Source organism: Sphingobium sp. D43FB (assembly GCF_002312805.1).
Classification (GTDB): Bacteria; Pseudomonadota; Alphaproteobacteria; order Sphingomonadales; family Sphingomonadaceae; genus Sphingobium.
The window spans coordinates 144,297-158,458 of the sequence record NZ_NMUA01000010.1; the positions used below are offsets into that span (position 1 = coordinate 144,297).

Annotated in this window: 12 protein-coding genes and 2 pseudogenes; 9 read left to right on the plus strand and 5 right to left on the minus strand. The window is 61.1% G+C overall.

Features of this window, described 5'->3' with window-relative positions; translation table 11 throughout:
- The first annotated feature begins 40 nt into the window (after nt 1-40).
- Nucleotides 41-2,608 (plus strand): cation-translocating P-type ATPase, encoded by a 2,568-nt coding sequence (locus SxD43FB_RS10965; protein ID WP_096062198.1) that lies wholly within the window; start codon nt 41-43, stop codon nt 2,606-2,608.
- Nucleotides 2,605-3,726, plus strand: a complete 1,122-nt coding sequence (locus tag SxD43FB_RS10970; protein WP_096062199.1) for an AI-2E family transporter — start codon at nt 2,605-2,607, stop codon at nt 3,724-3,726. The genes SxD43FB_RS10965 and SxD43FB_RS10970 overlap by 4 nt, the downstream gene beginning before the upstream one ends.
- A gap of 44 nt (nt 3,727-3,770) precedes the next feature.
- On the opposite strand, the gene SxD43FB_RS10975 is transcribed toward SxD43FB_RS10970, so the two are convergent.
- Together SxD43FB_RS10975 and SxD43FB_RS10980 are read right to left on the minus strand one after the other, a co-directional pair.
- Nucleotides 3,771-5,288: an acetyl-CoA hydrolase/transferase family protein gene (locus SxD43FB_RS10975; RefSeq protein WP_096062226.1), complete on the minus strand. Its 1,518-nt coding sequence runs from the start codon at nt 5,286-5,288 to the stop codon at nt 3,771-3,773.
- Nucleotides 5,289-5,328: 40 nt separating this feature from the next.
- A complete protein-coding gene (locus SxD43FB_RS10980) occupies nt 5,329-6,294 on the minus strand; it encodes a L,D-transpeptidase (RefSeq protein WP_255245678.1) in 966 nt (321 codons plus the stop codon).
- 280 nt (nt 6,295-6,574) lie between these two features.
- On the opposite strand from SxD43FB_RS10980, the gene SxD43FB_RS10985 reads away from it, so the two are divergent.
- Nucleotides 6,575-7,183 (plus strand): murein L,D-transpeptidase catalytic domain family protein, encoded by a 609-nt coding sequence (locus SxD43FB_RS10985; RefSeq protein WP_096062200.1) that lies wholly within the window; start codon nt 6,575-6,577, stop codon nt 7,181-7,183.
- Between the two features lie 46 nt (nt 7,184-7,229).
- Here the strand turns inward: SxD43FB_RS10985 and SxD43FB_RS10990 are convergent, their stop codons facing one another.
- From SxD43FB_RS10990 to SxD43FB_RS11000, 3 genes are all read right to left on the minus strand, one after another.
- Nucleotides 7,230-7,577, minus strand: coding sequence for a phasin family protein (locus SxD43FB_RS10990; RefSeq protein WP_096062201.1), 348 nt, complete (start codon nt 7,575-7,577; stop codon nt 7,230-7,232).
- Nucleotides 7,578-7,757: 180 nt separating this feature from the next.
- A complete protein-coding gene (locus SxD43FB_RS10995; RefSeq protein ID WP_255245679.1) occupies nt 7,758-8,372 on the minus strand; it encodes an alpha-ketoglutarate-dependent dioxygenase AlkB in 615 nt (204 codons plus the stop codon).
- A 9-nt stretch (nt 8,373-8,381) separates the two neighbouring features.
- Complete coding sequence (locus tag SxD43FB_RS11000) at nt 8,382-8,807, minus strand: SOS response-associated peptidase family protein (protein WP_096062228.1); 426 nt, start codon at nt 8,805-8,807, stop codon at nt 8,382-8,384.
- Between the two features lie 155 nt (nt 8,808-8,962).
- Between SxD43FB_RS11000 and SxD43FB_RS11005 the strand changes: the two genes are divergently transcribed.
- From SxD43FB_RS11005 to SxD43FB_RS11030, 6 genes and pseudogenes are all read left to right on the plus strand, one after another.
- A complete protein-coding gene (locus SxD43FB_RS11005; protein ID WP_096062203.1) occupies nt 8,963-9,580 on the plus strand; it encodes an SOS response-associated peptidase in 618 nt (205 codons plus the stop codon).
- Complete coding sequence (locus SxD43FB_RS11010) at nt 9,580-10,017, plus strand: DUF1810 domain-containing protein (protein WP_096062204.1); 438 nt, start codon at nt 9,580-9,582, stop codon at nt 10,015-10,017. Before SxD43FB_RS11005 ends, SxD43FB_RS11010 begins: the two co-directional genes overlap by 1 nt.
- A gap of 77 nt (nt 10,018-10,094) precedes the next feature.
- Nucleotides 10,095-10,871, plus strand: a complete 777-nt coding sequence (locus tag SxD43FB_RS11015; protein ID WP_096062205.1) for a protein ImuA — start codon at nt 10,095-10,097, stop codon at nt 10,869-10,871.
- Nucleotides 10,789-12,621, plus strand: a complete 1,833-nt coding sequence (locus SxD43FB_RS11020; RefSeq protein WP_096062206.1) for a DUF6504 family protein — start codon at nt 10,789-10,791, stop codon at nt 12,619-12,621. The genes SxD43FB_RS11015 and SxD43FB_RS11020 overlap by 83 nt, the downstream gene beginning before the upstream one ends.
- Nucleotides 12,621-13,430 (plus strand): annotated as a pseudogene (locus tag SxD43FB_RS11025) (PHP domain-containing protein); the annotation flags it as partial. The gene SxD43FB_RS11020 and the pseudogene SxD43FB_RS11025, both read left to right, overlap by 1 nt.
- A 213-nt stretch (nt 13,431-13,643) precedes the next feature.
- Nucleotides 13,644-14,162: pseudogene (locus SxD43FB_RS11030) on the plus strand (IS21 family transposase); the annotation flags it as partial.

Below are 14,162 nucleotides of genomic sequence, written 5' to 3' on the forward strand. Positions count from 1 at the left end.
TGGCAGATCGCTCAGTCGCACTAAGCCTGGCGATACCGCAATGAGCAGTGACGACCGACTATCCGGTCTCACCGCGCGGGAAGCAGTCGACCGCTTGACCAGCCAAGGCGGCAACGAACTGCCCCGCACCGGGCAACGCTCGATTTTCCGCATTGCCATCGGGGTGCTTCGCGAACCGATGCTGGCTCTTCTGATGGCGGGAGGGATTGCGTATCTGCTGCTGGGCAGTCTGACCGAAGCGCTCATACTCCTTGGTTTTGCGACCTTCTCGATCGCCGTCACGATCATCCAGGAGAACCGGACCGAGCATGTCCTGGAGACTTTACGCGACCTTTCTGCACCGCGGGCCCTCGTCATCCGAGACGGCGTGCGCCTTCGCGTCGCCGGCCGGGAAGTGGTTTGCGATGACCTGATCGTCCTCGAGGTCGGCGACAGGGTCGCCGCTGATGCAGTCCTGATCGAGGCGGCCGACCTCCAAGCCGACGAGTCCCTGCTGACAGGCGAGTCTTTGGCAGTTGGCAAGTTGGCGACGACGGGCAAGGTGATCGACGAGCGCCGTCGTCCCGGCGGCGAGGGCCAACCCTACGTTTTTTCAGGATCTTTGATCGCACGCGGCAGTGGAATAGCGAGAGTCATCGCTACCGGCCCTAATAGCGAGATTGGCAGGATCGGTCAGTCGCTTGCGACGCTGGACACCGAAACGCCGCGCCTGCGCCGCGAAACGACGCGCATTGTTGCCTGGTGCGCTGTTGGTGGACTCTTGGTCGCGCTGTTGGTCGTACTGCTCTTCGGGCTCTTTCGAGGCAGCTGGATCGAGGCAGTGCTTGCCGGGATCGCAATAGGCATGTCGCTGTTGCCCGAGGAGTTTCCCGTTGTCCTTACCGTCTTCCTTGCGATGGGCGCATGGCGGATCGGGAAGGTAGGCGTGCTTACCAGGAGAACCGCAGCGATCGAGACCCTTGGTTCGGCAACGATCCTCTGCACCGACAAGACCGGCACTTTGACGGAGAACCGCATGTCAGTCTCCGACCTCTGGCTTCCATCCGGCGGTGCCAGGCGAATGGCGGATGACACCGCCGTTCCGGAGGATTTCCGTGCCCTCCTGAAGGTCGCCGCGCTCGCAAGCGCCATCGAACCAACAGACGCGATGGATATCGCGCTGCATAGCGCCCAAGCCGCTATTGCCGCGACCGACCAACCGGACATGACATTGGTCCACGCCTTCGCCCTGCGGCCAGAACTCTTGGCTATGTCGAACATATGGGAGGAGAGCGGCAGGCTGAATGTCTGTGCCAAAGGAGCGCCAGAAGCGATTGCAGGTCTCTGCCATCTATCCCATGAGGCACTTGCCGCGATGACGGCGGCTGTCGAGGCAATGGCGGAGCGAGGCATACGCGTTCTTGCCGTGGCGACCGCGACGGCGCCGGATCGCGACTGGTCGCATTCACAGCGGGGTTATGACTATGCGCTAGCCGGACTGATCGGCCTTGCTGATCCGCTCCGCGCGAGCGTCCCGGATGCCATCGCGCAATGCCGCAGCGCCGGCATCCGGGTCGTGATGATTACGGGTGACTATGCCGCTACCGCCCGGTCGATTGCCACTCAGGCAGGCATTGCCAAGGGCGATCTCCTGACCGGGAGCGATCTCGAAGCGCTCGACGATGCGCAACTGGCGGCACGCCTGAAGACAGTCACCGTATTCGCGCGCATCATGCCAGAGCAGAAACTGCGTATCGTGCAGGCCTTCAAGGCGCGCGGCGAGATCGTCGCAATGACCGGCGATGGCGTCAACGACGCCCCTTCGCTCAAGGCAGCCCATATCGGCATAGCGATGGGAAAGCGCGGCACAGATGTGGCACGCGAAGCCTCGGCAATGGTTTTGCTTGATGATGATTTTGGCGCCATCGTGCAGTCGGTGCGATTGGGTCGCCGTATCTACGACAATATCCGCAAGGCCATGGCCTTCATCTTCGCGGTGCATGTTCCGATCGCTGGACTTGCCCTGCTGCCCTTGTTCTTTGGTCTTCCGATCCTGCTCGGGCCTATTCATATCGCATTGCTCGAAATGGTGATCGACCCCGTCTGCGCGCTGGTGTTCGAAGCCGAGGGCGAGGAAGCCGATGTCATGCAACATCCCCCACGCGATCCGAACGAAGCGCTGTTTTCGTTCCCGATGATAGTGTGGAGCGTGTTTCAAGGTGGCCTTGCCTTTGGCCTGTTAACTGGCGTTTTCTTGCTTTCCATGTGGTCTGGCATGCCGACCACAGAGATACGTGCTTTGACCTTCTTCGCCCTCGTTGGCGAGATCCTGGCGCTGATTCTTGTAAACCGATCGTTCAACGCCTCGCTGGGCGATGCCCTGACACGGCACAACCGCGCACTGCGCTATGTCGTTGCCGCCATCGTCACCGTGACAGCGCTCATACTGACCTTTCCATGGGCGCAGGGCCTGCTCAAATTCGGTTCGATCGGGTGGAGCGATATGGCGTTGGCCGTCGGCCTCGGTTTTGCACTCCTGCTGATACTGGAAGCCTGCAAACCGGTGGTCAGGCGCGTGCTGGCAAAGAAATCGCCTGCTATGAAACCTGTCCTGACGGCAGCCCTTTGAGCACACTCTCTCACCAGGGTTTCGCCCTTGCTCGTGGGTTTCTCCTTTCGCTCGTCATCTTCGCGACCTTAGCCTTCTTGTGGTTGATCGCGCCATTTTCGGGGGCGATCCTCTGGGCGGTGATCGCAGCCGTTCTGTTCGATCCACTGAATGCATATTTGCTTCGCGTCATGCCACAACGCCGGAACGGCGCAGCGTTGGCGACTTTGCTCATCATCACAAGCCTGGTCGTCGTCCCAGCGATGCTTTTGGGGGTTGCGCTGCTGCGCGAAGCGACAAATTTCTACGCGCGGTTGCGCGCCGGAGAGATTGATCTCGCGCGCTTTTTCGCGGAATTACAAACCCATCTGCCCGCTTGGGCAAGCCGCTGGCTTGCAGACATAGGCCTTGGCAATCTGGATGGCTTCCGTTCCAAATTGAGCGCCGGATTTGCGAACAGCTTTCAGACGGTGGCTGGACAAATCCTGAGCCTTGGTCAGGGCACATTTGGATTTTTCCTGGCGCTTGGTGTGATGCTCTATCTCACATTCTTCCTCCTGCGCGACGGGCACGGACTGGCGGCGCGGATCGAGCGTGCCATTCCTCTGACCGTGGGTCAGCGATCAGTTCTGGTCGGCAAATTCATATCCGTGGTGCGGGCGACCATCAAAGGGAGCCTAATCGTTGCCGTACTTCAGGGCACGATCGGAGGCCTCGTTTTTTGGGCCATGAGATTTCCAGGCGCATTACTATGGGGCGTGGCGATGGGCGTCTTCTCCCTGTTTCCCGCGATCGGTACGGGACTCATCTGGGTTCCGGTCACCATTTATCTGCTTGCCACCGGGGCCATCTGGCAAGGCGTTGTGCTAGGTTTGTTGGGCTTCTTCATCATCAGCAGCGTCGATAATGTGGTCCGCCCGATCCTCGTCGGCCGCGACGCGCGAATGCCCGACTATGTCGTGCTGATCTCCACTCTGGGCGGATTTGAACTCATGGGGTTCAACGGTTTCGTGATAGGCCCGGTGATCGCAGCTCTGTTCATGGCCGTGTGGCAGATATTTACAGAAGAGCCGGAGATCTCAGCACCAGCTGGGAGCAATGATATCCTTCCTCCTCGCATTGTTGAGCCGCCAGTCTGACTCCCGCTGCCACGTCGCAAGCCCTCGGCCGCTGAAAGGTGTCGCTATGCGATCATCATGGATCCTGTGCTCATGAAACGCTGGTGCCAGGACAGAGCTTCTCCTGGGAGGGATGGAGAGTGCTGTCCGTACGATCCCAGGCGGGCGCGCTCATAATAATCGATAAGCAGCGGCCGATAATCTGGATGTGCGCAATTCTCAATGATGAGTTTCGCCCGCTGTTTGGGAGACAATCCCCGTAGATCGGCCAGTCCCTGTTCGGTCACGATGACCTGCACATCCTGGGTGATGTGATCGACATGGCTTGCCTGGGGAACGATGGCGGAAATCCTACCACCTTTGGCTGTGGACGGCGTCATAAAGATCGAAACATAGGCGTTCCGCGCAAAATCGCCCGACCCTCCAATGCCGTTCTGAATGCGCGAGCCCATCACATGGGTCGAATTGACGTTGCCATAGATGTCGGCCTCTATCAGCCCGTTCATCGCCAGGCAGCCGAGCCGGCGGATGAGCTCCGGATGATTGCTGATCTCCTGCGGGCGCAGAATCATCTTGTCGCGAAACTCGGCCATATTCTCGTTCAGCCTGGCCGCCGCGTCGGGGCTGAGCGAGAAGGCGGTAGCCGACGCCATGCGCAGCTTGCCCGATGCCAGCAGATCGAGCATGCCATCCTGGATCACCTCGGTATAAGAGGTCATGTCCGTGAACGGGCTATCGACCAACCCTGTAAGGACCGCATTGGCTATATTGCCCACCCCTGACTGTATTGGGAGGAGGGACCTCGGCAAGCGACCCTGGGCGACCTCATGGTGGAAGAACTCAAGGAGATAGCCTGCGATCGCGCCAGCAGCACTATCGGGCGATGAGAACGGCAGATTGCGATCTGGAGCATCGGTTTCGACAATTGCAACGATCTTGTCGGGATCGCACCTAAAATAGCACTCGCCGATGCGATCGTCCGGCCGGATCAAGGGAATAGGAACCCTGTGTGGCGGCAGGGCGGTACCATAATAGATGTCGTGCATACCCTCCAGCGCCGGGTTCTGCCAGTGATTGACCTCCAGGATGATCTTGCTGGCGCGATCCAGCCAGGTCTTATTATTTCCAACCGAGGACGATGGAATTAAGGAACCGTCCGCCCGCACACCGGAAACCTCGATGACTGCGGTATCGAGCGGCCCCAGAAAGCCCTGCCACGCCATGGGAGCGACCTGACTCAGGTGCATATCGAAATATTCCATCTCGCCGCGATTGATCTTGTCGCGCGCGATAGGATCGGAATTATAGGGAAGGCGAAACTCGATCCCGTCAGCCTTGGCAAGCGCGCCGTCCAGTTCCGGGCCGGTCGAAGCACCGGTCCAGACGCGCACCTGAAAAGGCCGACCGGCCGCATGTTCAGCTTCGATTCTTGCCGCCAGTGCCAGCGGCACTGATTTTGGATAGCCCGATCCTGTAAAGCCGCTCATGCCGACCGTGCTTCCCGACGTGATGAAAGCGGCCGCGTCGTCGGCTCCCATAATCCGCGACTGCAGGAGCGTTGATTTTATGCGGCTTCCGGAAATCATATGGTCTTGTCTTCCTGCATAGGCAAAGCGCTTCGAATTAGTTGGTGCCAGCGACAATAACCGTCATCCGCTTGCCCGTCCCACCGCTCCGCAAGGAATCCCGCGTGACCAGCAAGGTTGCCCCGGGTTGAAGCACCGAGATAATAAGCTTGCGAAAATCATCCGACATATGGACGCGGCCATGCTCGCTGCCGGTCATCTCGCCCGTTCCTTTGGTTTGTGCGCCGGGCAAGGGCAAGCGCATCCAGTGCGGACCTTCCGGGCCGATCGCGCGCAAGGTGAAGGCTTCCGTGGCCGCAACGGGTCCATCGATACGAACAGTGCCCGATCCGATCTCAAGGCCATTTCGTAACACGACCAGTCGCTTGTCTCGCCCGCTGATGACGACCGAAACCGGGCCTGAGGGCGACTTTTCCGGCTCCCATTTGTAGCTATCGGGCGACGCATGGCCGTCGGTCGCGCCGCTTTCGAGGATCGCGGGTGTGGAGATTGTTTCAGGTTCGATCGGGTCATCCGTGATGACGACGGTGAGTCCTAGCTTGGTGATGCCAAACAACAGCTTGGCGAAGGCGACGGGGAGCCGGATGCAGCCATGCGATGAAGGGTAGCCTGGCAAGTTGCCTGCATGCATCGCGATCCCGTCCCATGTGAGTCGTTGCATGTAGGGCATGGGCGCGCTCTCATAGAGATTGGACTTGTGATTTATATCCTTTTGCAGAATGACGAATAAGCCCGTTGGGGTCTCATGGCCTGGTTTCCCGGTCGAGACCGTGGATACTCCGATCAATACGCCGTTACGATAGGCATAGGCGCGCTGGATCTTCAGGCTGACAATGATGCTGACGGGGCCCTCTGGAGCAACCTCGGGAGCCCAGAAAAATTCGCCGGTCTTGAGTTGTTCGATGGCTCCATCAACCGCTACAGGCACCGTTTGCGCATGCAACGGGATCGCGCTGCCAAGGCTCAGAGCCATGGCGAGGAGGAGGATCTTGGCGTTTTTCAATGGGAAACCCTAACGATGCGCATGTGATGAAACGGAGCGTCATTCTGGTCTGCGCTATTTTCCGAAGTAAAATGGCTCAGCATCCAGATGCACTGGTATTTCAACCGAACATATCCTCGGATTATACCTATTCCACCAGATATTTTTCCCGGAATTTCAGACAACACATCCGGAATGAATTATTCATTCACCGGTTTGGCTACTTAAACCATATTATAAATATATTTAGTGTAATCCGACTATCAATCTGACGTTCATAAACAATTATTATGTGGCAATCATGACCCACATAATTTCGCGTCGCTTCCTTGTGCAATCTGGCGCTGCTCTGCTGCTGACGGCAGCGTCACCCGCATGGGCAATAGCAGAAACCCCGGATCGTTTGAGCAAAGGCCTATTGGCACGTGCACACGCAACGTTGATGCGGCATCGCAATATTTTCTTCCACGTCGATCGTATTGGCATCGCGGACTTCTCGCGTCCCTCCAGCGATCCCCGTCTATTCATTGTCGATATGATCGATGGGAGAACGTCAGCACATCTTGTCGCGCACGGTCGCGGTTCCGATCCGGCCCATACAGGATGGGTTAAGCGGTTTTCCAATGACCCGGGTTCCTATGCCTCGTCGGATGGCGCTTACGCTACTGGTCCCCTCTACAATGGGGGGCATGGGCACTCCATGAAGCTGATGGGACTGGATCCTGACAACAGCAACGCGCAATCTCGGGCCATCGTGGTTCATGCCGCCAGGTACGTGACGGCGGAAGTTGCCCGCAGCACAGGGAAATTAGGACGCAGTGAGGGGTGTTTTGCGGTGTCGAACGAAAGCCTTGGCGACGTTCTGGCTCAGCTGGGACCTGGCCGGTTGCTCTATGCCGACAAGGCCTAGCCACCTGCGGCAAAGCGCTGCTCTCAAAGCCGGTTCTAAATAAGCCCTAACGGGGCACAGCACCCAGGATGGACAACGTCCTTGCCTGCACCGGCGACATCATCGAAGTAAAAAGTGAGGTCGTTAGCCCCGCCAACTTTACGCCATTACGGACTGCAGAAGCCGTTCCCTCGGTCATCAATTTCTGCTGGAGCCCAAAGAAATCGGACGGGCTTTTTATAGCGGATAATGCGCGGACCGACCTGCTCATGGCTTCGATATTTTCGGACCCAATGGACTTATAGGCCTCGGCTAATTCCGTCAGTCCGGCGATCGCAGCCGCGCGGACGGGAACTATGGTTTCCAGCTCAGAGATTTCATCCGCGACAAGTCGATCAACGGTTGAGCTGGCCATGATATATCCTTTGAATTTTGGCGCTTCGGTGGAACAGTCGGCATTGCCAAGGGCCAAACGTCAGGATGCTGGGAAAGTAATTATCACGCCCTACAGTCACCACGCAGGTTCGGAATCTACCTACGTCCGGTGGCTTTTGAACGGCCGGTCAAATGCTTTCGTGCGGCACCATCTCCTTTTTTACCGCCAATCCTTTCCCTTCTGCAAGGATCGGAAGGTTATCGACCAGCGCGTGGACTCCATTGCGACAATGCTGTGCTCCCAGTCATGCCGCGCCTCACCGCTCAGATGATAAATGGACCGCGGCGCGAGCGGTGCTAGGAAACGCGAGAAGCCCTCTGCCGTCCTTCGCCGAAATCGCAGCACGGCCGGGATGCCCAGCGAGATACCCACGACATCATCGAAGACCGGGCGATCCTTGTGCCAGCCTATCCCGGCACCCGGATCATAGCGGATGACCAGCGCCTGCACGAGATCGTCGGGGTCAAGCCCGGCAAACCGGGCGGCTCGCTCCTTTATAAGAGACAGCCATTCCGGTATCGGTTCGGCCCGCGCAAAAGCCCCGTTCTGAAAATCATAACTCCAGCCATAGCTGTGGGTGAGGCGATGACCGGTCCATTGTTGGAACCGGAAAGGGCTGAGTGGAACGTTGCCGATATGGTCGATGAGCGCACATTCTTCCGCTTCGGAGAGAAAAGCCTGCTCGAAGCTAAGCCCCGGCAAAAGTCCAGGCGATGGTGGCGCACCGAACAAATCGACTTGACCACCCTCCAAGCGTTGCGTGACCATGCTCATGGACTTCGCCTACAGCGCCAGCGCCGTCTGGACCGGCTTAGCGTCAATCTCGGTGACCGTGAACAGATGCGCGGGCGGCGTTACCAGCAGATCGGCCTCCGGCACTTGTCGGTCCAGCCACTGCATGACCTGTCGGCGGTGGATGATCGCGCCATGCCGCTCCTGGTAGCGCATGACCTCAGGGTTCGCATCCACCGTCACGATCCGGTAGCTCACCGGCCAATCGCCCATGGCGGGTTCCCAAAGGCCCGCGAGATAGAAGAAATTGCCGCCGTCGAGGCAAACCCGGAACTGCCGGTCACCATTGCGGATATGAAACTCAGATGCCGCGATCAGGCAGCGATGGCTCGGGAAGGCCCGGTCTTCGGAGCGCACAAACCGGAAGCTGACGCCGTCGCTGAACTGCGGATTGGAACCCCAGGCCGCCTCGATCATCTCCACCTCTTGCATATCGACCGGATTTCGCCGGATGATGGCGCGCCGGCTGCCGAGCGCAGCGTCCGTATCAAAGACTGTGGGTGTCGAGTCCATGATGAGAACATATAACGAACATGAGGGGCAGGCAAGCCTGTCCGATGAGGCGCTTTCCCATGTGCAATGACTACAGGCTGCTGGTCGATATCGCTGCGATCGTCGAGGATTTTGAGGATCTCAAGATCAAGATTAAGATGCCCGAGGGCACGCCCAATGTCCCAGCGCGCGAGGACATCAAGATTACCGATGTCGCGCCGATTGTGCGCAGCGTGGAAGGCGCGCGCGGAATGGGCGAGCTCGTCAACCGTCGCTGGAGCTGGGCCGGACAAAAGGGTCTTCCGGTCTATAATTTCCGATCCGAAGGCCGGGATTTCGCCTCGCATCGCTGCCTGATCCTGGCCGATGGCTTTTACGAGTTCACAGATCCCGCCGATCCCAAGCAGATGCGGCTCGACAAATGGCTGTTCACAATGGCCGACCATCGCTGGTTCTGCATCGCAGGCATCTGGCGCGAGGCGCCCGAAGGGGAGGCTTTCACGATGTTGACCATGGACGCTGGCGCCGACGTCGCCCCCTATCATCACCGCCAGATCATCCCCCTCCCCCGCGATCGCTGGGCCGACTGGCTCGATCCCGCCGTGAAGGCCGCTGACATGCTGCGCTGGCTGCCGACCGGTAGTTTGCCGGTGACGCAAGTCTACGGGGCGCCGCCGGCCCAGGCAGCGCTGCTTTGATGTCACAAACTGCCGGACTTGCGCGCTTCATCGAAGCGCAGGCGCCAGTCTACGCGACAGTGCTTGCCGAGATTCGGCGCGGCGCCAAGCGATCGCACTGGATGTGGTTCATATTTCCGCAGCTGGCGGGCCTCGGTCGTAGTGCGACCGCCCTGTTCTACGGCGTCACCTCCATCGAAGAAGCTCGCGCATATCTCGAACATCCCTTGCTCGGCGCTCGCTACTTCGAATGCGTTACGGCGCTGCAGGACCTTGCCAAGACCGACTCCGTTTCAGTGTTTGGCGAGATCGACGCCCAGAAACTCCATTCATCGCTCACGCTGTTCGAGGCAGCTGACCCCGCGCCGCTCTTTGCCGCTGCGATCAACCGCTGGTTCAAAGGCGAGCGCGACGAAGCGACGCTGCAGATGCTCTCTAGTCAAGCTGCTTCATCGTGAGACAGGCGATTCATTCCGCTTGACGAACGCCCGCTTCCGTTGGAACATAAAGGGAACATACGAGTCAATGCAATCCCATGTCCCTGATACCCTCTTCTCTGGATCGGACCCGTCCCGATCGCTTGGCCGCTTTGCGGGCCGAGCTCGCGCAGCACCGCGCGGAGCGTGGCCCGGTGCTGACGTTCGGAGTAGCCCCGCTCGATGAACGGCTCGCCGATCAAGGGCTGGACGGCGGAGGTCTTCACGAAATCGCGGCCGCGTCAGAAAGCTTGAGTGACGACGCAGCGGCCACCCTGTTTGCGGCAGGCATAGCCGCCCGATTTGCAGCGATGCCTGGCTCGACCGTCGTCTGGGCGGTCACGCGCTTTGATCTCTATGCGCCGGGTCTCGAACAGGTGGGGCTTGGCCCTGGCCGCATCGACTATGCACAGGGCCGCACCGATGCGGACGTCCTGGCGGTGGCGGAAGACAGCCTTCGAGGAGGCGCGCTCGCCTGCGTCATCGCCGAGGTGAAAGCTGCGGACCAGACCGCGACGCGGCGCCTGCAGCTCGCCGCGTCGGACGGACAGACACCGATGCTGCTCTACCGTCGGCACCGCACCCGCGGACGCTGCCCGCTCGATCAGCCCTCTGCTGCCATGACCCGCTGGCGGATCGGATGCGTACCTTCCGAGCCCATGCCCTATCCGGGCGTCGGCCGATCGCGCTGGTCGGTCGCGCTGGTGCGCCAGCGCGGTGGCAATCCTTTTTCCCTCGAACTGGAGGCGTGCGATGACACGGGTCGCCTCGCTCTATCTGCCGCAGCTCGCGATCGAGCGCCTGCGCCGGCTCGAGCGAATAGTCACGCCGCCTGAGCAATCAAAAGGCGCAAGAAGATCGGGACTGCCGGTCGCGATCGACGACGACCCCGGCGAATGCTCCGTGCCACGCGGCGGCGGCTGGCGTCCGGGCGCGCGCTGGGCGCGCGACAACACGCCGGATCGCCGGTCGCGCCAGGCAGAGATCAACGCGCGGCCCGCGCATCAGCGCCCCACCATGCGGGAGATGGGACGGCGAAGCGAAGCAGCGGAGCCGCCATTCAGGGCAGGAGAGGCCAATGAGGAACGACCGGACGACGCTGTGACGAGGCTCATGCCCCCGTCGGCGCTCAGCTGGGCGACCCTGTGGGGAAAACCGATGATCCTGGTACGCCGCGTCGGCCAGCGCGAGGTAGTGACCGCTGCCTGTCCGCAAGCGCAGGATCTTGGCCTTCATCACGGAATGGCCGGCGCCCATGCGCGCGCCCTCGTAACCGACCTGGAGGTCCGCGACGCCGAACCGGAGATGGACCAGGCGGTGCTCGACCGCCTTGCCCTTCACGCCGTAGCGCATTGGACCCCTACGGCCAGTCCCAGTGCGCCGGACGGGCTATGGCTCGACCTCACCGGCACCACCCATTTGTTTGGAGGCGAGACGCGTTTCTGCCGGCGGCTGCTCGGCTTCCTGCGTCGCCTGGGCTTTTCCGCCCGCATTGGCATTGCCGGGACTCCCGGGGCGGCGCATGCGCTCGCCCGTTACGGGAAGGACGCCATGACTATCGTGGCTAGCGGTGAGGAAGCCGAGGCTATCGCTGGCATGCCGCTTGCCTGCCTGCGGTTGGACGCCCCTGCCCTCGTTGCCGCTGCGCGATTTGGCCTCGAGCGCGTCGCCGATCTCTATCCGATGCCGCGCGGCCCGCTGGCCAAGCGCCTGGGTCTTCAAACCGTCCTGCGGCTTGACCAGGCGCGCGGCATCGTCGCTGAGCCTATCGTTCCGGTCATACCGTTTGAGGAGCCCAAGGCGGAACGACGGCTGCTGGAACCGATTGGTACGGCCGAAACGCTCAATCAGGTTATTGGCGATCTCGTCGACGACCTGGTGGGTCAACTGCAAACGCGGATGCTGGGAGCCCGCGCGCTCGCGCTCGGCTGCGAGCGGGTTGACGGCGTCCGGCAGAATATAGGGCTCGGCACCGCGCGGGCGACGCGGGACGCCGTACATCTGAAGCGCATGCTTGGCATGCGCGTCGAGCGGATCGATCCTGGCCTTGGCATAGAGCGGATGACCCTGGGGGCGCCGCGCGTCGAGACCCTGCTCCCAACACCGATCGAGGCGGCGCTCGACGATAGGCCCCAGGCTCGGGATGTAGCATCGCTAATCGACCAACTGGCCGGACGCGTGGCGCCCAATGCCCTGTTCCGCCTGACGGCTGTGGAAAGCGACGTGCCCGAACGCGCCGTGCTGCGAACCCAGCCGCTTGGGCCCACCATGGGATGGCCGGCCTGGAAGCGCCCGGTGCGTCTGCTGCTACGGCCAGAGCCTCTTATGAACGTCATAGCGCTCTTACCCGATCACCCGCCCCGGCGCTTTGCGTGGCGCGGAGCATCCTTCGAGGTCGCCCGCGGCGACGGGCCCGAGCGCATCCATGGCGAATGGTGGCGCTCGGCGCGCGAGCTCTGGGCGGTACGGGATTATTTTCGGGTGGAAACGACAAGCGGCGATCGCTTCTGGATCTTCCGGCGGGGCGATGGCGTCGATGCGCCAACCGGCGATCTCTCCTGGCACATGCACGGCTTTTTTGGCTGATGCCCACCTATGTCGAATTGCAGGTCACGAGCCACTTTTCGTTCCTGCGCGGCGCCTCCTCGCCCGAAGAGCTGTTCGCGGCGGCCGGCCTCCTCGGGCATAGGGCGCTTGGCCTCGTCGATCGGGGCAGCGTGGCGGGCGTGGTGCGCGGATGGGCCGGTCAGAAGGCGACCGGCGTCCGGATGATCGCGGGCACCCGCGTCGATCTCACCGACGGGCGGGCGCTGCTCCTTTATCCTAGTGATCGGCTTGCCTGGTCGCGCCTGACGCGGCTGCTGAGCCAAGGCAAGGCGCGCGGCGGCAAAGGCCATTGCATCCTCGACTGGGCCGATGTCGCGGCGCATGCGCAGGGGCTCGTCGCCATATTGCTTCCCGACCAACCCGACGCGCTGACCGCGGTGCAGCTTGCGGATCTGCGCGACACCTTCGGATCGCGCGGCTATCTCGGGCTATCGCTCCGCCGGCGACCTGGGGACGCCGCCCGCTTACACGGCCTCGACCGTCTGGCACGAGCCGTTGGCGTGCGCAGCGTCGCGACCGGCGATGTCCTCTATCATGCGCCCGAGGCTCGGCCGCTGCAGGATGTGCTGACGGCCATCCGGGAGAAGACGACGATCGACGCGCTGGGCTTTCGGCGCGAACGGTTCATGGACCGCAACCTTAAACCACCACAGGAGATGGAGCGACGCTTTGCCGCCTTTCCCGATGCGGTCCAGGCAAGCGCCGATATTGCCGACCAGTGCGCGTTCGATCTGGGCGAGATCCAGTATCAATATCCCTATGAGCAGGTGATCGCGGGTCGCACTGCCGCGCGACAATCAGGATGAGAGAGCAGCGTCAATCAAGATGAGAATCGCCACCTGCTGATGCGGCGTAGGGCGTAGCCCGGAGCCGGATCAGCAGGTGGCGATGTCGCCCTTTCCGGGGCGTTTCTGATGGTTGCGGCCGGTCAGGTATTCAAAGGCATAACTTCGCGAGAGGGGATGTCGTTCATGCCGGGCCGCCACGTCAACGATCATCAGATGAGGCTCTACATGAAGCTCCGACATACCCATGCCGTTCCGATCGCCGCCGCAAAGGCCAGTATCAGCACGGCGACCGCATATCGCATCGAGGGAGATCCTCGGCTTCCCTCGCAAAGGCAGGTCCAGCGAGAGCGGCGACGCCCGGACCCGTTAGCCGGGATCTTCGACGAGGATGTGGTCCCCATGCTCCAGGCTGCGCCTGGTTTGCGGTCAGTGGCAATTTTCGAGGAGATATGTCGCCGTCACCCTGAGCTTGATGGGCGCATTCGGCGCACATTGGAGCGAAGGATCCGAACATGGCGGGCGATCCATGGTCCCGAGCAGGAAGTGATCTTCCGGCAGGTGCATGAGCCGGGACGGCTTGGCCTGTCGGACTTCACCGAGATGAACGATGAGCACGTAACGATCGTCGGCGTGCCGCTCGATCATCGGCTCTACCATTTTCGGCTGATATGGTCGGGCTTCGAACACGTCCATGTCATTCTGGGCGGCGAGAGCTATGTCGCGCTTGCAGAA